Origin of the sequence: Lentzea sp. NPDC060358, from assembly GCF_042725365.1 — a bacterium.
Classification (GTDB): Bacteria; Actinomycetota; Actinomycetes; order Mycobacteriales; family Pseudonocardiaceae; genus Lentzea.
This window is the reverse complement of the sequence record NZ_JBHXCW010000049.1, coordinates 1-21,455: the sequence shown is the minus strand read 5'-3', so window position 1 is coordinate 21,455 and position 21,455 is coordinate 1. Positions and strand designations below refer to the sequence as shown.

Genomic DNA, 21,455 nt, shown 5'->3' with positions numbered 1-21,455 from the left:
AACCCGGTTAGGGTCCGGGACGTGAGAGCGCTCCCGGTCACCCTGGTCCTGGTCCTCACCGCCGCGCTGGCGACACCCGCGAGTGCGGCGGTGAGAGACGACACCCGGTACGTCGACCCGCTGATCGGCTCGGCGGGCGGCGGCAACACCTACCCCGGCGCCGTGCGGCCGTTCGGGATGATCTCGTGGAGCCCCACCTCGACGCGGGGCGACCAGACGAACACCGGCGCCGCCAACGGGTACGCCTACGACGCGACGAGGGTGCGCGGGTTCAGCCTCACGCACGTCAACGGCGCGGGCTGCCACCCCGGTGCCGCGGGCGACGTGCCGATCATGCCATTCGTCGGTGACATCACCTCGTCGCCGACGGCGGACACCCAGGACCAGGTCTTCGCGAGCGACTTCTCGCACGACGACGAGATCGCCGAACCCGGCCGCTACCGGGTGGGCCTGAAGTCCGGCGCCACCGCGGACCTGTCCGTGTCGACCCGCGCGGGCATCGGCGAGTTCACGTTCCCCGTGAACGGATCGCTGCTGTTCCGCACCTCGAACTCGCTCAACGGCAGCGAGGACGCCGACATCACCATCGACCCGGCGACGAACAGCGTCTCCGGGTCGGTGCTCACCGGCGCCTTCTGCGGCCGCCGCGCGAACGGCGGCACGAACAACCAGAAGACCTACTACCGCCTGCACTTCACGGCGTCGTTCGACCGCCCGATCGCGAACTACGGCACGTGGGTGAACAGCGAGCTGCGGCCGGGCACGACGACGGCGAGTGGCGGCGAGGGCTACCTGGCCGGAAGTGCCCGTGCCGGCAAGGGCTCTGGCGGCTACGTGTCCTTTGCGGACAGTGCGGTGCGGATGCGGATCGGCATCTCCTACACCAGCCTCGACGCGGCCAGGCGCAACCTCGCGGCCGAGATCCCGCAGCGCGCGACCGTGGACCAGGTCGCGAAGGAAGCGCGCAAGGCGTGGGCGAAGCAGCTCCGGGCGGTCGAGGTCGACGGCGGCACGGCCGACGAGCGCACGATCTTCTACACCGCGCTCTACCACTCCTTCCTGCAGCCCAACGTGATCACCGACGCCGGCCGCCCGACGCGGTACGGCAACTTCTCCGGCTGGGACCAGTACCGGGCGCACACCCAGCTGCTCGCCCTGCTGGCACCGGACGTCGCGAGCGACTACGCCCAGTCGTTGCTGGAGATCTCCCGCGAGAACGGCGGCGTCTGGGACCGCTGGGTCCACGTCACCGGCCCGACGCACGTCATGACCGGCGACCCGTCCGCACCGGCCATCGCGGGCATGTACGCGATGGGAGCGCGCGACTTCGACGTGCGCGCCGCCTACAACTCGCTGCTGCGCCAGGCCACCGTCCCGCACCCGGACGGCCTCTCCGACCAGGGCTGCCCGGGCCAGTGCGAGGGCCAGCGCCCGAACCTCGCCGAGTACCTGCGCCTCGGTTACGCGCCGCACGACACGTGTCACTGCTGGGGCGGGGCCGCCGAGACCCTCGAGAACGCGGTGGCGGACCAGGCGCTCGCCGACCTCGGCCGCAGGCTCGGCACCCCCGACGCCGGGATGCGGCTCCGCGCGGGCTGGTGGCGCACCACGTTCAACCCGGAGACCGGCCACCAGCAGGCCCGCAAGGCCGACGGCACCTGGGTGACGCCGTTCAACCCCGCGTCGGACCAGGGCTTCGCGCAGGGCAGCAGCGCCACCTACACGTGGATGGTCCCGCACGACATCCCCGGACTGGCCGAGGTCATGGGCGGCGACGAGATCGCGGCCACCAGGCTGGACGGCTTCTTCCACCGCCCGGACGGCTCGTGGGCGACCGGCGGTGACGCTCTGCGCTACGACCCGACGAACGAGCCGGGCATCCACACACCGTGGATCTACAACGAGCTAGGCCGGCCGCGCAAGACGCAGGAGACCGTGCGGGCGATGGCGAAGCTGGTCTACAAGACCGGTCCTTCGGGTCTGCCGGGCAACGACGACCTGGGCACGATGTCCGCCTGGTACGTCTTCGCCGCGCTCGGGCTCTACCCGCGCACGCCCAGCAGCGCCGAGCTGCACCTGTCGAGCCCGATGTTCCCGAAGGCCAGGATCACGAAGAAGAACATCACGGTCCTGGCCACGGGAACACCGGGCGTCCACCTCACCGAGACGCGGTGGAACGGCCGGAAGGTCGAGCAGCCGTGGCTGCCGGAGTCGTTCGTCGACCGCGGGGGAGTGCTGGTCTCACGTCTTGAAGGGTGAGCCCGCACCCTCGGCACGGGTGTGGCTGGCGCGTGCGGTCGCGGACAGCGGCATCGCGACGTCCTCCAGCGACTTGTTCTCCGCGTCCACCGCGAGGAACCGCGCGACCAGCCCGCCCGCGATCATCACGACCGCGCCGACCAGGTAGCCGATGAACAACCGCACCGGGTGCTCGCCGGTGCCGATCAGCGCGCCGTAGATCACCGGGCCGAGCGCGCCGAAGCACTGCGCGATGGCGAAGAAGACGCCGATCGCCTTCGCGCGGACCTCCAGCGGGAAGATCTCGCTCACCGTCAGGTACGCGGCGCTGGCGCCGGCCGAGGCGAAGAAGAAGATCACGCACCACGCGACGGTCTGGGTGATCGCGTTCAACGCCCCGGCGTAGAACAGCACGGCCGTGACGGCGAGCAGGCCGCCGGAGACCGCGTAGGTCAGGAACAGCATGCGGCGGCGGCCGATGGTGTCGAAGAGGTGGCCGATCGTGAACGGCCCGACGAGGTTGCCCACCGCGAACGCGATCAGGTACAGCGGGGTCGACTCCGACGAGACGCCGTAGAACTTGCCCAGCACCAGCGTGTAGGTGAAGAAGATCGCGTTGTAGAGGAACGACTGCGTGATCATCAGCGTGGCACCGAGGACCGCGCGGCTCGGGTACTCGCGGAACAGCACCCGGGCGAGCGCCAGGTAGCCGATCTCCTCGGCGGGCTTGACCTCGATGGCCTTCTTCTCGTCCACCGCCGGGAGCTTCGCGCCGGACTCCTTCTCGACCTCCTCCTCGATGCCCTCGAGCGTCCGCTCGGCCTCGTCGTTGCGGCCGTGCATGATCTGCCAGCGCGGGCTCTCCGGCAGGTGCCGGCGCACGACGAGGATCACCAGGCCCAGCACCGGGCCGATGAGGAACCCGAGCCGCCAGCCGAGCGAGAGCTCCACCTGGTTGAGCAGGATGAACGAGCCGAGCGTGCCGAGCACCGCGCCCGCCCAGTAGGTGCCGTTGACGGCGATGTCGACGCGGCCGCGGTAGCGGGCGGGGATCAGCTCGTCGATCGCGGAGTTGATCGCCGCGTACTCGCCGCCGATGCCCATGCCGGCGACGAACCGGGTGAGGTACAGGAAGACCAGCCAGCCGGGGCCGATGCCCAGCGTCAGCGCGGTGAGGCCGGACCCGACCAGGTAGACGCCGAGCGTCAGCATGAAGAGCTTGCGGCGCCCCAGCTTGTCGGAGAGGTGGCCGAAGTACAGGGCGCCGACGACCTCGCCGAGCAGGTACACCGTGGCCAGCAGGCCGACGGCGGTGGAGGAGAGGCCGAGCGTCTCCGGTTTGGTCAGCGTGTCGGCGATCGCGCTGGCGACCGTGATCTCCAGGCCGTCGAGGATCCACGCGACGCCCAGCGCCACGACCATCCTCGTGTGGAACGGCGACCAGGGGAGCCTGTCGATCCTCGCGGGAATCAGCGTGCGCACACCGGCTTCTGCCATCTCTCAACCCCTCGCCGCGATGAGCGCCTGAGGGGCGCTCTGCTTGATCCGCGTCTTCAGCCACGCGAGCTGCCGCGCGGTGTCCTGCTCGCACGTGCTCACGACGTCGATCAGGTCCCGGTCGCGCAACCCCTGCGCGGCCTGGCCGACGACCGTCCACGTGATGTCCGCCAGCGCCGCCAGCGCGTACAGCTCCTGCAGGTCGCGCAGGAGGTCCGGTTCGGGGCCGTCCTGCCCGCCGTAGCGCTCGGCGACCGGCGCGAGCTTCGCCACCTGCCCGTCGAGGCGGGTCGCGAGCAGCTCGCACGTGTGCCGCACGTCCGGTTCGCCGCCGTGGCGGTCCGCGATCGCGCGGAACTCGGCCGCGAGCTGCTCCAGCGTCGAGTGGAGGTGTCCGAGGTGGGTGGCGAGCAACACGTCACACGCTCCTGATCCGCACTGCGCTGATCTTGAACAACGGCTGCTTCGACACCGGGTCCCACTCGGTGTGCGTCAGCTCGTTGGCGGCCTGGAAGCCGTAGTGGAACGGCAGGAACACCACCCCGTCGCGGCACCGGCCGATGCGGACCGGGACCTCGACGCCGCCGCGTTCCGACTCGACCCGCACCACGTCCCCTTCACCCACGCCGAGGCTCGAGGCGTCCGCAGCGGAGATCTCGATCCACGGATCGGGCGCCGCCTTCTGCAGTTCGGGCGCCCGCTTGGTCTTCGTGCGGGTGTGGAAGTGGTAGACCGAGCGGCCGGTGGTGCCGATGAACGGGTACTCGTCGCTCGTCCGCTCGGGTGCGGGCGTGTACTCGGCGGCCTTCAGGAACGCCCGCCCGTCCGGCCTGCGGGCCTGGTAGTCGGCCGGCGTGGTCGACGCACCGGTCAGCAGGTCGTGACCGTAGTCCTCGCAGCGGTCGGCGTCGGTCGGGAACACGCCGTCCGCGTAGAGCCGCTCGCCGCCCCACGGGATTCCGCTGCCGCCGCGCAGCTTCTCGTACGACAGGTCGGTGTAGTCGCACGGACGGCCGCGGCTGCACTCGCGCCACGCCTCGAACGCGCCCTCCGCGTCCTCCCACTTGACCAGCGCAGCGCCGTCGAGGTCGCGGAAACCCATGCGGCGCGCGTAGTCCAGGAAGATGTCGAGGTCGCTGCGGGCCTCACCGGGCGGTGCGACGGCCTGCTCGGACAGGTGCACGACGCGCGACAGGTTCGTGAACGTGCCCTGCTTCTCGCCCCACATCGCGGCGGGCAGCACCACGTCGGCCAGCTCGGTGGTCTCGGTGCGGAACGCGTCCTGCGCGATCACGAACAGGTCCTCGCGCTCCAGGACCCGCCTGATGCGCGCCAGCTCCGGCAGCGACACCGCCGGGTTCGTCGCGGAGATCCACAGGAACCGGATCGAGCCCTGCTCGGCGTAGCGCCAGATCTGCATCGCGTGCGTCGGCGGCGCCCAGTGCGGAATGGTCAGCGGGTCGACGTTCCACAACCGCGCAAGCTCGTCGACGTGGGCGGGGTTGTCCCAGTTGCGGAACCCCGGCAGGTCGCCGTTCGCGCCGGCCTCGCGGGTGTTCTGCGCGGTCGGCTGGCCGTTCATCTGCAGCACGCCGCCGCCCGGCCGGCCGATCATCCCGCGCAGCAGGTGCAGGTTGTTGACCTGGCACGACGCGGCGGTCGCCTGGTGCGACTGGTAGAAGCCCTGCAGCACGGTCGAGAGCACGCGCTCCGAGGTGCCGAAGACCTCGGCGGCGCGCAGGAGGCCGTCGGGACTGATGCGGCAGATCTCGGCGACCCGTTCCGGCGTGTACGGCTCGACCGTGGCCTTGAGCTCGTCGAACCCGAGCGTGTGCGCCGAGACGTAGTCGTCGTCGACCCAGCCGTTCTCGATCACCGCGCGCAGCAGGCCGTTCATCAGCGCCTGGTTGGTGCCGGGCAACGGCGCCAGGTGCACGTCCGCGACCTCGGCGGTCGGGGTGCGGCGCGGGTCGACGACGACCACCAGCGGCCGGTCCGGGCCCGCGATCCGGTCCAGGACGCGGGCCCACATCACCGTCTGCGTCGCGGCCATGTTGTGCCCGAACAGGAAGAGCGCGTCGCACAGGTCGATGTCCGCGTGGCAGGCGGGCTGGCCGTCCGCGCCGAAGGTCTCCTTCAACGCCGCGGCGGCCGTCGCGGTGCAGAGCCGGGTGTTGCCGTCCATGTGCGGCGTGCCGATGCCGGCCTTCCCGATCACGCCGAGGGTGTAGTACTCCTCCAGGAAGAGCTGCCCGCTGGTGTAGAAGCCGTGCGAGAGCGGCCCGGTCTCGTCCAGCAGCTGCCGGGACCGCTGGACGACGGCGCTCATCGCGGTGTCCCAGTCGGTCTCCACCAGAGCGCCACCGCGGCGGATCAGCGGTGTCGTCAGGCGATCTCGTCCGTGCGCCTGCCAGGAGCCGTAGAGGCCCTTGGGGCCGAGCCTGCCGCGGTTGACGACGTCGGCCTCGCGCCCGCGCACGCCCACGATCCTGCCGTCCTTCACGGCGATGTCGCAGCCGCACCCGTTGCTGCACAGCACGCAGGCCGACTGGACCCACCGGTCCACATCGGACTCGCCGACGCCGTCCGCGAGCTGCTGGTCGACCCTGACCGGCCAGCTCGTCCCTCGACCATGCGGAGTGCGTGCTCCCCACACGTCGGCGATGCGATCCATGAGGGGGGCGGTACCCGCTGCCTGCCGGGCAAAACCAGTGCTCAGGCGCTTTGTCCGGTCTGGTGGGCAACGTCCCGAAAATTCCCCGGACCGAGTCCCGCGTTTGCGTCGGTCCTCCCAGGGAACCGCTCTGGCAACGGGAGGAGAACGATGTGAAGGCAGTTGTGTGGCACGGCACGGGCGACATCCGGCTCGATGACGTGGCGGACCCGAAGATCCAAGAACCTACCGACGCCGTCATCCGCATCACCCGCAGCGCCATCTGCGGCACCGACCTGCACATGGTGCGCGGCACCATGCCGGACATGGTGGAGGGCACGGTGCTCGGCCACGAGGCCGTCGGCGTCGTCGAGGAGGTCGGTCCGGCGGTGCGCGGGTTCACGCCCGGCGACCGCGTGGTCGTGACATCGACCATCGGCTGCGGCACGTGCTCGTACTGCCGTGCCGGTTACTACGCCCAATGCGACAACGCGAACCCGAACGGCGCGTCCGCCGGCACCTCCTTCTTCGGCGGTCCGAAGGCGACGGGCCCGGTCAACGGACTGCAGGCGGAACGCGCGCGCATCCCGTACGCCATGACGACACTGGTGCGGGTGCCGGACGGGGTGAGCGACGACCAGGCCGTCCTGGTGTCCGACATCTTCCCGACGGCGTGGTTCGGCTCGCGGCTCGCCGAGGTCGGCTCCGGCGACACCGTGCTCGTGCTGGGCGCGGGGGTGGTCGGGCAGTTCGCGATCGCCTCGGCCAAGCGGCAGGGCGCCGGCCGCGTGATCGTCGTCGACGGCATCGCGTCCCGGCTGGACAAGGCCCGCGCGCAGAACGCCGAGGTCGTCGACTTCAACGAGGAAGACCCGGTGGAGGTCGTCAAGGACCTGACCGGCGGGATCGGTCCCGACCGCGTCATCGAGGCCGTCGGTGTCGACGCCGAGCAGCCCGGCGAGCGCACGGGTGAGCAGTGGAAGCCCGGTGACGCGCCGCGGCAGGCGCTGGACTGGGCGGTCGAGCTGGTGGCCAAGGCGGGCTCGATCGGGATCATCGGCGTCTACCCGCCGGGGTTCGCCGACTTCCCGATCGGCGACGCGATGAACAAGAACCTCACGCTGCGCATGGGCAACTGCAACCACCGCCGGTACGTGCCGCGGCTGCTCGACCTCGTGCTCACCGGCGCCGTCGACCCGCTGCAGTTCATCACCCAGCACGAGAAGCCGTCGTCCGCCGTCGAGGCCTACCAGACGTTCGACCTGCGGGAGGACGGCTGGCTCAAGACGGTCCTCGACGTGGCCTGAGCGCGTCGTCGTCACCGGCGGGGCGGACTTCCTCGGATCGCACGTCTGCGACGCGCCGCTGAACGAGGGCGCGCAGGTCGTGTGCGTGGACTCGTTCCGCAGCGGCTCGCGCGAGAACGTGCCGGCCGGAGCGGGAGTGGTGGTCGCCGACGTGGCGCGGCCGCTCGACCTGCTCGGGCCGGTCGGCCTCGTGCTGCACCTGGCGTGCCCGCCTCGCCGGCCGACTACCTGCGCACGCCGGTGGACACCCTGCGCACGGGCGGGTTCGGCACGTACCACGCGCTGGACCTCGCCCGCCGCAAGGGAGCCCCCGTGGTCGTCGCGTCCACGAGCGAGGTCTACGGCGACCCGCAGGAGCACTCGTAGCGGGAGTCCTCTGCTGGGGCACGTGAACCCCATCGGTCCGCGCAGCGTCCACGACGAGGCCGAGCGGTTCGGCGAGGCGATGACCGTCGCGTTCCGCGCCGAGCACGGCGTCGGCACCGGGATCGTGCGGATCTTCAACACCTGCGGGCCGCGGATGCGCGCGCACGACGGCCGGATGGTTCCCACGTTCGTGCGCCAGGCCTTGGCCGGGGAACCGCTGACCGTGCACGGGGACGGCCTGCAGACCAGATCCCTGTGCCACGTGGACGACCTCGTCCGCGGCCTGCTCGCGATGGCCCGCAGCGACCACCCCGGGCCGATCGACCTCGGCAACCCCGCCGAGGTCGCGGTGCTCGACGTCGCGCGCACGACGATCGAGGTCACCGGGAGCTCGTCGGTGGTCCGCCACGTCGAGTCCATGCCGGACGACCCGCGCCGCCGGCGGCCCGGCATCGGCCTCGCGCGGGAGGGCCGCGGGTGGCAGCCGGCGGTCGCGCTGGAAGACGGACTGCGCTCGTTTGCCCGGGACTTCGCCGGGTAGCCGCCCGTCATGCGAGTTCTCGGGATCAACGCGGTGTTCCACGACCCGGCGGCGGCGCTGGTGGTCGACGGGCAGGTCGTCGCGGCGGCCGAGGAGGAGCGGTTCTCCCGCCGCAAGCACGGCAAGCGGCCCGTGCCGTTCTCCGCGTGGGAACTGCCGGAGCTCTCCGCGCGCTGGTGCCTCGAGTTCGCCGGGATCACCGCCGCGGACCTCGACGCCGTGGCCTACTCGTACGACTCGTCCCTGGTGGACGCCGAGTACGCGCCGTGGGAGGAGCTGCGGACCACGTACGCGCGCCGGGCGCCCGAGTTCCTGTCGACGGCGCTGCCGGGACTCGACCCCGGGATCGTGCGGTTCGTGCCGCACCACGTCGCGCACGCCGCGTCGACCGGACTCGCGGCGCCGTTCGGCGGCAACTGCGCCGTGCTCGTGGCCGACGGGCGCGGGGAGTGCGGTTCCCACCTCGCGGGCCGGTACGTCGACCAGGAGCTGACGACGTTCGCCGCGCAACGGCTGCCGCACTCGCTCGGCCTGATGTACGAGGACCTCACCGAGCACCTGGGTTTCCTGCGCTCCAGCGACGAGTACAAGGTGATGGCGCTGGCCTCGCACGCCGAACCCGTGCACCTCGACCTGATGCGCGAGCACGTGCGGGTGCGCGACGCCGGCTTCGAGATCCGTCCCCTCGACTGGAGCACGCTCGCGAAGCAGCGCACGAAGGGCGAGGAGCTGGGGCGCGAGCACGCCGAGCTGGCCGCGAGCGTGCAGGTGCGGCTCGAGGAGGTGCTGCTGGAACTGGCGGGGTGGCTGCACGACCGCACCGGCGAAACCCGGCTCACCCTGGCCGGTGGTGTGGCGCTGAACTGCGTCGCGAACACGCGGATCTTCGCCGAGGGACCGTTCGACGAGGTCTGGGTCCAGCCCGCGGCGGGCGACGCCGGCACGGCGCTGGGAGCGGCGCTCGCCGCGACCACCGACCGCGTGTCGCCGATGCCGGGCGCCGATCTCGGCCGCGGCTTCTCCGACGAGGAGGTCGAACGGGTGCTGCGGGTGGCCGCCGTGCCGTTCGAGAAACCCGCCGACATCGCGGCGGAGGTCGCGCAGGCGCTGGCCGGCAACAAGATCGTGGCGTGGTTCCAGGGCCGCAGCGAGTACGGCCCGCGGGCGCTCGGTCGCCGTTCGCTGCTCGCGAACCCCTGCCACGCCGAAAACCTGACCCGGCTCAACGACGTGAAGGGGCGCGAGCAGTTCCGGCCCGTGGCGCCGATGGTGCTCGCCGACCGGGCCGCCGACATCTTCACCCGAGGCCCGATGCCCAGCCCCTACATGCTCTTCGTGCACGACGTCCGTCCGGAGTGGAGGGACAGGATTCCCGCCGTGGTGCACGTCGACGGCACCGCACGCGCTCAGACCGTCGAGGACGACCCGTTGCTGGAACGGATGCTGCGCGAGTTCGAGGCCCGCACCGGCGTGCCGGTGGTCGTGAACACCAGCCTCAACACCGCCGGCCAGCCGATGGTCGACACCCCGCGCGACGCGCTGGAGTGCTTCGGGTCGTCGCCGGTCGACCTGCTCGCCATCGGCCCGTACGTGGTGCGCCGATGAATTATTCGGTCGTGATCCCCACCGTCGGCCGCCCGAACCTGGACGTCCTGCTCGACGCGCTCGCCGCCGGCGAGGGTCCGGACCCGTGCGAGATCATCGTGGTGGACGACCGCGAGACCCGCCTCGGGCCGGCGGCCGCGCGCAACACCGGCTGGCGGGAGGCGCGCGGCGACTGGGTGGCGTTCGTCGACGACGACGTGGTGCTCGCCCCCGACTGGAAGGCGCGGCTCGCCGCGGACCTGGAGGGCCTGCCCGCCGACGTCGGCGCGAGCCAGGCGCGGATCGTCGTGCCGCTGCCGGACGACCGCAGGCCGACCGACGCCGAACGCGGCACGGCCGGTCTCGCCACCGCGCACTGGATCACCGCGGACATGGCCTACCGGCGCGAAGCCCTGGCACGGGCCGGTGGCTTCGACGAACGGTTCCCGCGCGCCTACCGCGAGGACGCCGAACTGGCGTTGCGCGTGCAGGACCACGGGTACCGGATCGTGCGCGGAGCGCGGACCACCACGCACCCGGTGAAGCCCGCGACTTTTCTGACGAGCGTGCGCGACCAGCGCGGCAACGCCGACGACGCCCTGATGCGCCGGTTGGCGGGAGCGCGCTGGCGGTCGCGCATCGGTGGCCGGCCGGGACGCCTGCCGGCGCACGCGGTCACGACGGCGGCCGGGGTGCTGGCCGTCCTCTGCGGGGCGGTGGGGTGGCGGCGCGGCGGGGGTGCGCTCGCCGCGGTGTGGATAGGACGGACCGCGTGGTTCGCGCTCGCGCGGATCGCACCGGGGCCGCGGACCGCGGCCGAGGTCGCGCGGATGACCGTGACGAGCGCCCTGATCCCCCCGGCCGCGTGCTGGCACCGGTTGCGCGGCGAGCTGCGGCACCGGCGGGTGCGGCGGTGAGGGTCCTGGTGCTGCGGGCGCTCGGGCTGGGCGACCTGCTGACCGCGGTGCCCGCCCTGCGCGGTCTGCGGGCGGCGTTCCCGCGCTCGGAGATCACGCTCGCGGCACCGGCCTGGCTGGCCGGCGTGGTGGACCGCGTCGAGGCCGTGGACCGGCTGCTGCCCACGGAGGAGCTGGCGCCCATCGACTTCGTCGAGCCCGACCTCGCGGTCAACCTGCACGGCAGGGGGCCGCAGAGCCTGGACCGGCTGAGGGCCACCGCGCCGGGACACGTGATCTCCCACGACGAGCGGACCTGGGTGCCGGACCGGCACGAGGTGCTGCGGTGGTGCGATCTCCTGCACCGGCACGGAATCCGGTGCGATCCCCACGACTTCCGGCTGCGCCCGGCGGGGGAGCGGACCGGCGCGGTCGTCCTGCACCCCGGCGCGAGCACCGGCGCCCGCAGGTGGCCGGCGGAGAGGTACGCGGCCGTCGCCCGCGCGCTGGGGCCGGACGTCGTGGTCACTGCGGGGCCCGGGGAGCTCGACCTCGCCCGCCGGATCACGCCGGACCCGTTCCGCGGCAGTCTCTCCGAGCTTCTCGACCTCGTGGCGACCGCGCGGCTGGTGATCTGCGGCGACACCGGGGTCGCCCACGTCGCCACCGCCTACCGGACGCCGTCGGTGCTGCTGTTCGGCCCCGTGTCACCACGGCGGTGGGGTCCGTTGCGCGGCCCGCACCGGGTCCTGTGGCACGGCAGGACCGGCGACACGTTCGCGGCCGAAGCCGATCCGGGTCTGCTGGAGATCACCGTGGACGAAGTGCTCGACGCGACGGGAGACGTGCTGTGCGAATCGGAGTCATCGGGGCGGGCTACGTCGGTCTGACGACGGCCGCGTGCTTCGCGCACCTCGGGCACCACGTGGTCTGCGCGGACGTGGACGAGGCCAAGATCGCGGCGCTGACCGCGGGCGAGGTCGCGCTGCACGAGCCGGGCCTCGCCGAGCTCGTCGCCGAGGGGCTGGCCGGCGGAGGGCTGCGGTTCGCACCGGGCAGTGCACTGTCCGATGTGGACTACGTCTTCGTCTGCGTGCCGACGCCCGCCGGGGACGACGGCGAGGCCGACCTGTCCGCCGTCGAGGACGTGGTCGCGCGGGCGTCGGCACCGGTCGTGCTGAAGTCGACGGTCCCGGTCGGCACCGCGGCCCGGTACCCCGGTGCCGTCTCCAACCCGGAGTTCCTGCGCGAGGGCCGTGCCGTCGAGGACTTCCTGCGGCCACAGCGGATCGTGGTCGGCGCGCAGGACGAACGGCGGGCCCGCGAGGTGGCCGGGCTGTACGCGGGGACCGGCGCGCCGGTCGTCCTCACCGACACCACCAGCGCCGAGCTGGTGAAGTACGCGAGCAACTGCTTCCTCGCGCTGAAGCTGTCCTACGTCAACACGATCGCCGAGCTGTGCGAGGAGTTCGGCGCCGACGTCGGCGGCGTCACCGAGGGCATGCGGCTCGACGACCGGATCGGCGCGTCCTGCCTCGCCCCCGGACCGGGCTGGGGTGGCTCGTGCCTGCCGAAGGACACCCTGGCGCTGCTCGCGACGGCCCGGTCGGCGGGCCTCGGCTTCGCCACGCTCGAAGCCGCGATCAGCACCAACCGCCGCCAGCCGCAGCGCGTCGCCGACCGGCTGCGCGCCGAGGTGGGCGACCTCGCCGGCACGCGGATCGCGGTGCTGGGACTGACCTTCAAGGCCGGGACGAACGACCTGCGCGACTCGCCCGCACTCGTGGTGGCGGAGATCCTCCTGCGGGAGGGCGCGGTGCTGCGCGCCTACGACCCGTGCGTCACGCGGGACCGGCCCGGCATCGCCGTCGTGGGCAGCGCCGCCGAGGCGGTGCAGGACGCGGACGCCGTGCTGGTGCTCACGGAGTGGCCGGAGTTCGCCGAGCTCGACTGGCCGGACCTGGCCGCCCGCACCAGGACCCCGTTCCTCTTCGACACCCGCAACGTCGTGCCGCGGGACGAGGTCGTCGAAGCGGGGTTCCGGCTGGTCACGACCGGCCGTTAGGCAGTCCCACGTGCACGACCTTGGTCGTGGTCATCTCGTCGAGCAGCTCGGGCCCGTAGCCGAACCCCGTGCCGGACGCGCCGCGCGGCTGGGCGGCACCGCCCGGTGCGCCGCCGAACACGGCGTTGACCTTGACCGTGCCGACCGGCAGCGCCCGCCAGGCCCGCTGCGCGTGCTCCATCGACGCGGTCAGCACGGTGGCCGCCAGGCCGTAGTCGCCGGAGCACGCCTCCGCCAGCGCCTCGTCGAACGACGACACCACCTGCACCGGCGCGACCGGTCCGAACGTCTCCTCGCACATCACCCGCATCGCGCCGGAGCAGTCCGCCAGCACCGTCGCCGGGTAGTACGCGCCGCGGCCGTCCGGCACCGCTCCGCCGGCCAGGGCGGACGCTCCCGCCGCGAGGGCCTCGGCGACCTGGCCGTGCACGAACTCGCGCTGCCGGGTGTCGACCAGCGGCTGCGGGTCCTCGTTCCACGACCGGGCCTGCTCGCACAGCGCGGCGAGGAACGGGGCCGCGATCGCCTCGTGCAGGTAGATCCGTTCGACCGAGGTGCAGATCTGGCCCGCGTTGGTGAACGCCCCCAGCGCCGCCTGCGCGGCCGCCCACTGCGGGTCCACGTCGTCGTCGACGACCAACGGGTCGTTGCCGCCGTTCTCCAGCAGCAGCTTCGCGGACGAGACCGCCGCGATCGCCCGGCCGGTCGCGGTGCTGCCGACGTGCGCCACGACGTCGGCCTCCGCCGACCGCACCAGCGCCTCGCCGATCGCGCCGTCACCGACCAGCGTCTGCAGCACCCCGGCGGGAAAACAGCCGGCGAGGGCGGTGGCGAGCAGCAGACCGGTGTGCGGGCAGCGTTCGCTCGGCTTGTGCACCACGACGTTGCCCGTGACGAGGGCGGCGCCCAGGAGCCCGCACGCCACCGCCACCGGGTCGTTCCACGGCGTCAGCGCGACGACCACCCCGCGCGGTTCGGGGACCGTGAAGTCGACCGCGGAGCCGAGCAGCGACCGTCCACGGTGGACCGGACCGAGTTCCGCGTACTGCTCCAGCGTCGACACGCCCGCCAGCACGCCCTCGCGGGCCGAGGCGACCGGGCGGCCCGTCTCGGTCTCCACGACCGTCGCGAGATCGCTCGCCCGCGAGCGCAACGACGCCGCCGCGGCGCGCAGCGCGGCACCGCGGTCCGCGGCGGGAGTCGAGGCCCAGGAGGGGAAAGCGGAGCGGGCGGTGGTCAGCGCGGCGGTCACCTCCGCGGGCGTCGCGGCGGGGAGCCAGCCGACCAGCTGCGAGTCGCGCGGGCTGTGGACGTCGATGGCGTGCATGGCGGTCATGGCGGGCGGGTACCCGCCGGTGCAGGCCGAAACCTGGGAGGGGACCCATGCCCGGTCGTCAGGAGCTGCCCAGCACGGTGGCGCGCTCACCGCGCAAGGCGCAGCGGACGTGGATCAAGGCGCACGACTCGGCCGTCGAGACCTACGGGGAGGGCGAACGGGCACACCGCACCGCGTACTCCGCGTTGAAGCACGGCTTCGAGAAGGTCGGCGACCACTGGGAGGCCAAGCAGGAGAAGGGGCCGTCGGACCCGCGGGCCGAGCGCGGCACCCCGGCGCGCGGGCAGACGGCCGGCGGCGTCGACGCGAACGCGAGCAAGCAGCACCTCTACGACATCGCGAAGCGCCTGGGCGTGACGGGCCGCTCGCGGATGAGCAAGGACGAGCTCGTCGACGCCATCCAGAGGGCGAACGACCGCGAGACCGCGCGGGCGCGGTCGTGAAGGTCGTCGTCACCGGCGCGACCGGCAACGTGGGAACGGCACTGCTGCGCAGGCTCGCCGACGAACCCGACATCGAGGTGCACGGCGTCTCCCGCAGGCCACCCGGCGACGCGCCGCCGTACCGGGGCGTGACGTGGACGCCGATCGACATCGGCCGTGCGGGAGCGGAGGAGCCGCTCAGGGCCGCGTTCGAGAAGGCCGACGCCGTGGTGCACCTCGCCTGGCTCATCCAGCCCGCCCGCGACGAGCGCCTGACCTACCGCGTCAACGTCGCCGGGTCGGGCCGCGTCTTCGGCGCCGCGGCGGACGCGGGCGTGCCGCACCTCGTGCACATGTCCTCGGTCGGCGCGTACTCACCGGGGTCGAAAGACCGCCGCGTGGACGAGTCTTGGCCCACCAGGGGCGTGACGTCGTCGTTCTACAGCAGGCACAAGGCCGCCGTGGAGCACCTGCTGACGCAGTTCGAGTCGCGCCTGCTCATCTCCCGGCCGCGACCGGGACTCGTGCTGCAGTCGGACGCCGGGTCGGAGATCCACGACTACTTCCTCGGCGGCCTCGTGCCGAAAGCGCTGTTCCGGAGCCGGATCCCCGTCCTGCCGCTGCCGCGCGACCTGGTGCTGCAGTTCGTCCACGCCGACGACGTGGCCGACGCGCTGGTGCGCATCCTGCGCGGCAGGCTGCCCGGCGCGGTCAACCTCGTGGCCGACCCGGTCGTCACTCCGCGTGCGCTGGCGCAGGCGCTGGGAGGCCGGCACGTGGCCGTTCCGGCGGGGCTGGTGCGCGGTGCGGCGAACGTGAGCTGGCGCCTGCGGTTGCAGCCCACGCCGCCGGGATGGGTGGACCTGGCCCTCAAGTCCCCGCTGCTGGACGCGACGCGCGCCCGGACGGAACTGGGCTGGAAACCCCGGCACGACGCGGAAAAGGCGCTTCGGGCACTCCTGCGGGGAATCGGGAAGGGCGACCACGTGCCCGGCAGCCCCAAGCTGTAACCCGCCCCGCAACCGCTGCGGCGAGTGGCGTTTCAAGGCGTTTTTCCAGGCTAACTCTCCTCTATGGACGAGCTTTTCGACGCGGTGCTGTTCGACCGCGACGGCACTCTCATCGAGGACGTGCCGTACAACGGAGATCCGGCTCGCGTCACCCCGATGCCCGGCGCGCGGGAAGCGCTGGACACCCTGCGGGCCCGCGGACTGCGCACGGGCGTGATCAGCAACCAGTCGGGCATCGGGCGAGGGCTCGTCACCGCGACCCAGGTCGCGCTGGTGAACGCACGGGTGGAGGAGCTGCTCGGCCGGTTCGGCACGTGGCAGATCTGCCCGCACAGCCCCGAGGCCGGCTGCGCGTGCCGCAAACCCGCGCCCGGCATGGTGCTCGCGGCGTGCGCGGCCCTGAACGTCAGCCCGGCGCGCACGGTGCTGGTGGGCGACATCGGCGCGGACGTCGAGGCGGCGCGGGCCGCGGGGGCCGTGCCCGTCCTGGTGCCCACGCCGGTGACCAGGGCGGACGAGGTCGAACGGGCCCCGCGCACCGCACGCGACCTGCTGAGCGCGATCAGGACGCTCCGGTGAGGACGCTCGTCGCCCGGCTCGACAGCGACGGCGACGTGCTGCTGGCCGGACCGGCGGTACGTGCCGCGGCGGCGTCCGGCGAGGTCGTGGTCCTGTGCGGACCGAACGGCGTGCACGCGGCGGAACTGCTGCCGGGAGTTGCGCGGATCGTGGAGTGGGAGTGCCCGTGGGTGGTCCACCCCGCGCCGGCCGTGCGGCCGGTCGACGTCGAGGCCGTCATCGCGCTGGTGCACGGCATCCGCGCCGACGTGGCGCTGGTCCTGACGTCGTTCCACCAGAGCCCGTTGCCGCTGGCGCTGGTGCTGCGGCTCGCGGGCGTGCCGGAGATCGTGGCGCGATCGGCCGACTACCCCGGATCGCTGCTCGACGTCCGGCTCACCGACGACCCCGACATCCCGGAATCCCTGCGGGCGCTGGGAGTCGCGCGCGCAGCGGGCTTCGCGCTGCCGGAGGGCGACGACGGCGGGCTCGCCGTCACCGACCCTCCCGAGACCGGCCTGGACCGCCCGTACGTGGTCGTCCACCCCGGTGCGTCGGCGCCCGCCCGCACCTGGTCGCCCGACCGCTGGGCGAAGGCCGTGGTCGCGCTGACCGCGGCCGGGGCCCGCGTCGTCGTGACCGGAGGCCCGGCGGAGACCGCGCTGACCGGCCACGTCGCGGGAGCGTGCGGAACCGACCTGGGCGGGCGCACCACCTTCCGCGAGCTGAGCGGCGTCCTGGCCGGCGCGGACGCCGTCGTCGTCGGCAACACCGGGCCGGCGCACCTCGCGGCCGCGGTCGGGACGCCGGTCGTCTCGCTGTTCGCCCCGGTCGTGCCGGCCGCCCGCTGGGCGCCGCACGGCCGGCACGTGCTGCTGGGCGACCAGAACGCGCCCTGCCGCGGAACCAGGGCGCGCGACTGCCCGGTACCGGGCCACCCGTGCCTCGACCTGGTCGAGCCCGCGGACGTCGTGACGGCCGTGGCGGAGGTGACGGCGTGAGGATCCTGCTGTGGCACGTGCACGGTTCGTGGACGCACTCGTTCGTCCAGGGCCGGCACGAGTACCTCGTTCCCGGTCCACCGCTCGGCATCGGGCTCGCCGGAAGACCCTGGCGCGCCACCGAGGTCTCCTCGTCCGATGTGGACGCCGACGTCGTCGTGGTGCAGCGGCTGGAGGAGCTGTCGCAGATCCCGGCGGGTGTTCCGCGCGTGTACCTGGAGCACAACACGCCGGGCGCCCCGGCCCAGCAGCACCCCCTGGCGGACTGGGACGGAACCCTCGTCCACGTCACGCACTTCAACGACCTGATGTGGGACTGCGGCAGCACCAGGACCGTCGTCGTCGAACACGGCGTCGTGGACCCCGGTCCGCTCTACACCGGCGAGCTCCCGCGCGCCGCCGCGGTGATCAACGACCCGGTGCGGCGCGGCCGGATCGTCGGCACGGACCTGCTGCCGCGGTTCGCCCCGATCGACGTGTTCGGCATGAACACAGGGGAGATCGGCGGTCTGGGGGACCACGACCTGCCTGCGCTGCACGCGGAACTGGCCCGCCGCCGGGTCTACGTGCACACCCCGCGCTGGACCTCGCTCGGGCTCTCGCTGCTCGAGGCCATGCACATCGGCATGCCCGTCGTCGCCCTCGCGAGCACGGAGGCGATCCGGGCCGTGCCGCCGGAGACCGGTGCCATCTCGACCGACGTGGACGAGCTGGCACGTGCCACCCGCGAGCTGGTCGCCGACCCGGCGCTCGCCGCCGGGCGGGGACGACGGGCCCGCGAGTTCGCGCTGGCCCACTACGGACTCGACGCGTTCCTGCGCAACTGGGACGTGCTGCTGGAGGAGGTGATCGGATGAGGATCGCGATGGTGTCGGAGCACGCCAGTCCGCTCGCGGCTCTGGGAGGTGCCGACGCGGGTGGGCAGAACGTGCACGTCGCGGCACTGGCGGCGGCCCTGGTGCGGCGCGGGCACGAGGTGACGGTCCACACCAGGCGCGACGCCCGCGGGCTGCCGCGCCGCGTCCGCACCCGCGACGGCTACGAGGTCGTGCACGTGCCGGCCGGACCGGCCCGCGCGGTGCCCAAGGACGACCTCCTCCCGCACATGACCGAGTTCGCCCGCTTCCTGCGGCAGGACTGGAAGTCCGGCGCGGCACCCGACGTCGTGCACAGCCACTTCTGGATGTCCGGTCTCGCCTCCGTGCTCGCCACGCGCGGCTCGGGCGTCCCCGTCGTGCACACCTACCACGCGCTGGGCACCGTCAAGCGCCGCCACCAGGGCGCGGGGGACACCAGCCCGCCCGAGCGGATCGCGGTGGAACGCTTGGTGGGACGGGAAGCCGCCGCCATCGCCGCCACGTGCGAGGACGAGGTGCGCGAGCTGACCGCCCTGGGCCTGTGGCGGTCGAAGACCTCCGTCGTGCCGTGCGGCGTGGATACCACGGCTTTCACCACCACCGGTCCCGTGGCGCACCGCACCGCGCCGCAGCGGATCGTGTCGGTCGGCAGGCTGGTGCCGCGCAAGGGTTTCGACGACCTGGTCGCCGCACTGCCGCAGGTGGCGGGCGCCGAGCTGGTGATCGCGGGCGGTTCGCGGGACCTGGACGACGACCCCGAGGCGCGCCGGCTCCGCGACTGCGCGCGGGCGCACGGGGTGGCGGACCGCGTGCACCTGATCGGACAGGTCGACCGCGCGGACATGCCCGCACTGCTGCGCTCGGCCGATGTCGTGGCGTGCGTGCCGTGGTACGAACCGTTCGGCATCGTGCCGCTGGAGGCGATGGCCTGCGGTGTGCCGGTGGTGGCGTCCGCCGTGGGCGGCCTGACCGACACCGTGGTCCACGGCGTCACCGGTGTGCTGACCCCGCCGCGTGACCCGCGTGCCCTCGGACGCGCGCTGCGCGCGGTTCTCGCGGACCGCTCGCGCGGTACGGCCTTCGGCCTCGCCGGACGGGATCGCGTCGAGGCCCGCTACACCTGGGACGCGGTGGCGTCCCGGACGGAGCGCGTCTACGACCGGGTGTGCGCGAACGACGGCCTGGCGGTGGCGCGATGACCGTCGAAAGCCATCTCGACGGCTTGACGACCACGTTGTCCGGCCTGCGCGCCCAAGCCCCGCGCGTGCGGCGGTGGGGAACGGCCCTCGCGCGCCTGCTGCTCGGCGGCGGCCGGCTGCTCGCGGCGGGCAACGGCGGGTCGGCCGCCGAGGCCCAGCACCTCACCGCCGAGCTCGTGGGCCGCTACCGGCACGACCGCGCGCCGTTCTCCGCGCTGGCGTTGTGCGCGGAGACCTCGAGCGTCACGGCCATCGCCAACGACTACGGCTACGACCAGGTCTTCGCCCGCCAGGTGACGGCGCACGCCCGCTCCGGCGACGTGGTGGTGCTGCTCTCGACGAGCGGCAGCAGCCCGAACCTGCTGGAGGCCGCACACGCCGCACGTGCCACCGGTGCGGTGGTGTGGGCGCTGACCGGGCCGCTGCCGAACCCGCTGGCCGCGCTGGCCGACGACGTGCTGGCGCTGCCCGGCGAGGCGTGCAACGTGCAGGAGGCGCAGCTCGTGGCCGTGCACGCGTTGTGCGAGGCGTTCGAGGCCGCGCTGCCGGTGGCCCGCCGGAGGGCGTCGTGAAACTGGTCGTGGTGGGGGACTCGCTGCTCGACGTCGACGTCGAGGGCACCGTCTCCCGGCTCTGCCCGGACGCACCGGCGCCCGTGCTCGACGTGACCGCCGAACACCCCCGTCCGGGCGGGGCCGCGCTCGCGGCGGCGATGGCCGCGCGCGACGGAGTGGACGTGACGCTGGTCAGCGCCCTGTCCGCCGACGAGACGGGGGAGCGGCTGCGGTCGCTGGTGGAGGTGCCCGCGATGTTCGGGCACGTCGACTCCGTCCCGGTGAAGACGCGGTTGCGGTGCGGCGGGACGTCGTTGGCACGCCTGGACCGCGGTGGCTCCGGGCGGCCGCGCGTCACCGACGACATGCTGGACGCGGTGCTGTCCGCGGACTTCGTGCTGGCGTCGGACTACGGCCGCGGGCTGCTGCGCGACGACCGGCTGCGGCGGGTGCTCACCCGCGTCCCGGTGGTCTGGGACCCGCACCCGCGCGGACCGGCCCCGGTGCCGGGTGCCCGGCTGGTGACGCCGAACCTGCCGGAGGCCACGGCGTTCGGCGGCACGGACGATCCGGACGAGGCCGCCCGCGTGCTGCGGGAGCGGTGGCGGGCACGCGCCGTGGTGGTGACGCTCGGCAGCGGCGGCGCGGTGCTCCACAGCGGGGGGACGCCGGTCGCCGTGCCCGCGGCACCCGTGCCGGCGGCCGACCCGTGCGGGGCGGGGGACCGGTTCGCCGTCGCCGCGGCCGTGCTGCTGGCCGGTGGCGCCGCGTACGACGAGGCGATCTCGGGAGCGGTCGCGTCCGCGGGCGAGTTCCTCCGCGGCGGCGGCATCTCCGGGCTGCGCGCCCCGGTGCCGTCCACTGTGGAGGAAGTGCGCCGGCGCGGCGGAACCGTGGTGGCCACCGGCGGGTGCTTCGACGTCCTGCACCCCGGCCACGTCCGGATGCTGGCGGCGGCGCGCGCCCTGGGCGACTGCCTGGTGGTGTGCCTCAACTCCGACCAGTCGGTGCGGCGGCTCAAGGGCGGGGGCCGCCCGGTCAACCACCAGGACGAGCGGGTTGAGGTGCTGCGCGCGCTCGAGTCCGTGGACGACGTGGTCGTGTTCGGCGAGGACACGCCGTCGGCCGTGCTGGGCCGGCTGCGTCCCGACGTGTGGGTGAAGGGCGGCGACTACACCGCGGAACTGCTGCCGGAGACCGAGGTCGTGCGGCGCTGGGGCGGACGCACCGTCGTCGTGCCGTACCACCGGGGACATTCGACGACCGAGATCCTGTCGAGGAGGGCCTGATGCAGGGCAACGTGCTGGTGACCGGAGGAGCGGGCGGCCTGGGCGCCGCGGTGGCGGAGGCGGTCCGCACAGCGGGCGGCAC

General features: G+C 73.3%; 20 protein-coding genes and 1 pseudogene. 17 read left to right on the top strand and 4 right to left on the bottom strand.

Features of this window, described 5'->3' with window-relative positions; translation table 11 throughout:
• Nucleotides 1-21: 21 nt before the first annotated feature.
• Nucleotides 22-2,259, top strand: a complete 2,238-nt coding sequence (locus ACFWGZ_RS13595; RefSeq protein ID WP_382451798.1) for a GH92 family glycosyl hydrolase — start codon at nt 22-24, stop codon at nt 2,257-2,259.
• On the opposite strand, the gene ACFWGZ_RS13590 is transcribed toward ACFWGZ_RS13595, so the two are convergent.
• The 3 genes from ACFWGZ_RS13590 to ACFWGZ_RS13580 are packed head-to-tail and all read right to left on the bottom strand — an operon-like array spanning nt 2,242 to nt 6,409.
• Entirely contained in the window at nt 2,242-3,735 is a 1,494-nt protein-coding gene (locus ACFWGZ_RS13590) for an MFS transporter (protein ID WP_382451797.1), read from the bottom strand. The two genes, ACFWGZ_RS13595 and ACFWGZ_RS13590, sit on opposite strands and share 18 nt — an antisense overlap.
• Before the next feature lie 3 nt (nt 3,736-3,738).
• Nucleotides 3,739-4,152, bottom strand: a complete 414-nt coding sequence (locus ACFWGZ_RS13585) for a hypothetical protein (protein ID WP_382451796.1) — start codon at nt 4,150-4,152, stop codon at nt 3,739-3,741.
• Between the two features lies 1 nt (nt 4,153).
• A complete protein-coding gene (locus ACFWGZ_RS13580; RefSeq protein ID WP_382451795.1) occupies nt 4,154-6,409 on the bottom strand; it encodes a molybdopterin oxidoreductase family protein in 2,256 nt (751 codons plus the stop codon).
• Between the two features lie 152 nt (nt 6,410-6,561).
• Here ACFWGZ_RS13580 and ACFWGZ_RS13575 point away from each other — a divergent pair, with 152 nt between their 5' ends.
• The 8 genes and pseudogenes from ACFWGZ_RS13575 to ACFWGZ_RS13540 all read left to right on the top strand — a co-directional run bounded on the left by ACFWGZ_RS13575 (nt 6,562) and on the right by ACFWGZ_RS13540 (nt 13,147).
• Entirely contained in the window at nt 6,562-7,695 is a 1,134-nt protein-coding gene (locus ACFWGZ_RS13575) for a zinc-dependent alcohol dehydrogenase (protein WP_382451794.1), read from the top strand.
• A 16-nt stretch (nt 7,696-7,711) separates the two neighbouring features.
• Nucleotides 7,712-7,846, top strand: a pseudogene (locus tag ACFWGZ_RS13570) (SDR family NAD-dependent epimerase/dehydratase); the annotation flags it as partial.
• Between the two features lie 53 nt (nt 7,847-7,899).
• Complete coding sequence (locus ACFWGZ_RS13565; protein WP_382451793.1) at nt 7,900-8,061, top strand: NAD-dependent epimerase/dehydratase family protein; 162 nt, start codon at nt 7,900-7,902, stop codon at nt 8,059-8,061.
• A 22-nt stretch (nt 8,062-8,083) separates the two neighbouring features.
• Complete coding sequence (locus ACFWGZ_RS13560) at nt 8,084-8,602, top strand: NAD-dependent epimerase/dehydratase family protein (RefSeq protein ID WP_382451792.1); 519 nt, start codon at nt 8,084-8,086, stop codon at nt 8,600-8,602.
• Between the two features lie 9 nt (nt 8,603-8,611).
• Complete coding sequence (locus tag ACFWGZ_RS13555) at nt 8,612-10,207, top strand: carbamoyltransferase (protein WP_382451791.1); 1,596 nt, start codon at nt 8,612-8,614, stop codon at nt 10,205-10,207.
• Nucleotides 10,204-11,103, top strand: a complete 900-nt coding sequence (locus ACFWGZ_RS13550) for a glycosyltransferase family 2 protein (protein WP_382451790.1) — start codon at nt 10,204-10,206, stop codon at nt 11,101-11,103. Before ACFWGZ_RS13555 ends, ACFWGZ_RS13550 begins: the two co-directional genes overlap by 4 nt.
• Nucleotides 11,100-11,972, top strand: coding sequence for a glycosyltransferase family 9 protein (locus ACFWGZ_RS13545; RefSeq protein WP_382451789.1), 873 nt, complete (start codon nt 11,100-11,102; stop codon nt 11,970-11,972). The genes ACFWGZ_RS13550 and ACFWGZ_RS13545 overlap by 4 nt, the downstream gene beginning before the upstream one ends.
• Nucleotides 11,933-13,147 (top strand): UDP-glucose dehydrogenase family protein, encoded by a 1,215-nt coding sequence (locus tag ACFWGZ_RS13540; RefSeq protein ID WP_382451788.1) that lies wholly within the window; start codon nt 11,933-11,935, stop codon nt 13,145-13,147. The genes ACFWGZ_RS13545 and ACFWGZ_RS13540 overlap by 40 nt, the downstream gene beginning before the upstream one ends.
• Here ACFWGZ_RS13540 and ACFWGZ_RS13535 read toward each other — a convergent pair.
• Entirely contained in the window at nt 13,131-14,483 is a 1,353-nt protein-coding gene (locus ACFWGZ_RS13535; protein WP_382451787.1) for an aldehyde dehydrogenase family protein, read from the bottom strand. The two genes, ACFWGZ_RS13540 and ACFWGZ_RS13535, sit on opposite strands and share 17 nt — an antisense overlap.
• A 47-nt stretch (nt 14,484-14,530) precedes the next feature.
• Between ACFWGZ_RS13535 and ACFWGZ_RS13530 the strand changes: the two genes are divergently transcribed.
• The 8 genes from ACFWGZ_RS13530 (at nt 14,531) to rfaE2 (ending at nt 21,373) form a co-directional block, all read left to right on the top strand.
• Nucleotides 14,531-14,926 carry a ChaB family protein gene (locus ACFWGZ_RS13530; RefSeq protein WP_382451786.1) on the top strand — a complete coding sequence of 132 codons (396 nt, stop codon included), beginning with the start codon at nt 14,531-14,533 and terminating at the stop codon, nt 14,924-14,926.
• On the top strand, nt 14,923-15,915 hold the full coding sequence (locus tag ACFWGZ_RS13525; RefSeq protein ID WP_382451785.1) for an NAD-dependent epimerase/dehydratase family protein: 993 nt from the start codon (nt 14,923-14,925) through the stop codon (nt 15,913-15,915). The genes ACFWGZ_RS13530 and ACFWGZ_RS13525 overlap by 4 nt, the downstream gene beginning before the upstream one ends.
• A 63-nt stretch (nt 15,916-15,978) precedes the next feature.
• Nucleotides 15,979-16,494, top strand: coding sequence for a D-glycero-alpha-D-manno-heptose-1,7-bisphosphate 7-phosphatase (locus ACFWGZ_RS13520; protein ID WP_382451784.1), 516 nt, complete (start codon nt 15,979-15,981; stop codon nt 16,492-16,494).
• On the top strand, nt 16,491-17,474 hold the full coding sequence (locus ACFWGZ_RS13515) for a glycosyltransferase family 9 protein (protein ID WP_382451783.1): 984 nt from the start codon (nt 16,491-16,493) through the stop codon (nt 17,472-17,474). Before ACFWGZ_RS13520 ends, ACFWGZ_RS13515 begins: the two co-directional genes overlap by 4 nt.
• On the top strand, nt 17,471-18,331 hold the full coding sequence (locus tag ACFWGZ_RS13510; protein WP_382451782.1) for a glycosyltransferase: 861 nt from the start codon (nt 17,471-17,473) through the stop codon (nt 18,329-18,331). Before ACFWGZ_RS13515 ends, ACFWGZ_RS13510 begins: the two co-directional genes overlap by 4 nt.
• Nucleotides 18,328-19,530 (top strand): glycosyltransferase, encoded by a 1,203-nt coding sequence (locus tag ACFWGZ_RS13505; protein ID WP_382451781.1) that lies wholly within the window; start codon nt 18,328-18,330, stop codon nt 19,528-19,530. The genes ACFWGZ_RS13510 and ACFWGZ_RS13505 overlap by 4 nt, the downstream gene beginning before the upstream one ends.
• Nucleotides 19,527-20,102 carry an SIS domain-containing protein gene (locus ACFWGZ_RS13500; protein WP_382451780.1) on the top strand — a complete coding sequence of 192 codons (576 nt, stop codon included), beginning with the start codon at nt 19,527-19,529 and terminating at the stop codon, nt 20,100-20,102. The genes ACFWGZ_RS13505 and ACFWGZ_RS13500 overlap by 4 nt, the downstream gene beginning before the upstream one ends.
• On the top strand, nt 20,099-21,373 hold the full coding sequence (gene rfaE2, locus ACFWGZ_RS13495; protein ID WP_382451779.1) for a D-glycero-beta-D-manno-heptose 1-phosphate adenylyltransferase: 1,275 nt from the start codon (nt 20,099-20,101) through the stop codon (nt 21,371-21,373). The genes ACFWGZ_RS13500 and rfaE2 overlap by 4 nt, the downstream gene beginning before the upstream one ends.
• Nucleotides 21,374-21,455: the final 82 nt, after the last annotated feature.

Excerpts from the sequence above, each read along its gene's own strand:
- ACFWGZ_RS13555 (WP_382451791.1), top strand. The coding sequence starts at position 8,612 with ATGCGAGTTCTCGGGATCAACGCGGTGTTCCACGACCCGGCGGCGGCG.
- ACFWGZ_RS13550 (WP_382451790.1), top strand. The coding sequence starts at position 10,204 with ATGAATTATTCGGTCGTGATCCCCACCGTCGGCCGCCCGAACCTGGAC.
- ACFWGZ_RS13520 (WP_382451784.1), top strand. The coding sequence starts at position 15,979 with ATGGACGAGCTTTTCGACGCGGTGCTGTTCGACCGCGACGGCACTCTC.
- ACFWGZ_RS13535 (WP_382451787.1), bottom strand. The coding sequence starts at position 14,483 with ATGACCGCCATGCACGCCATCGACGTCCACAGCCCGCGCGACTCGCAG.
- ACFWGZ_RS13530 (WP_382451786.1), top strand. The coding sequence starts at position 14,531 with ATGCCCGGTCGTCAGGAGCTGCCCAGCACGGTGGCGCGCTCACCGCGC.
- ACFWGZ_RS13580 (WP_382451795.1), bottom strand. The coding sequence starts at position 6,409 with ATGGATCGCATCGCCGACGTGTGGGGAGCACGCACTCCGCATGGTCGA.
- ACFWGZ_RS13590 (WP_382451797.1), bottom strand. The coding sequence starts at position 3,735 with ATGGCAGAAGCCGGTGTGCGCACGCTGATTCCCGCGAGGATCGACAGG.
- ACFWGZ_RS13500 (WP_382451780.1), top strand. The coding sequence starts at position 19,527 with ATGACCGTCGAAAGCCATCTCGACGGCTTGACGACCACGTTGTCCGGC.
- ACFWGZ_RS13505 (WP_382451781.1), top strand. The coding sequence starts at position 18,328 with ATGAGGATCGCGATGGTGTCGGAGCACGCCAGTCCGCTCGCGGCTCTG.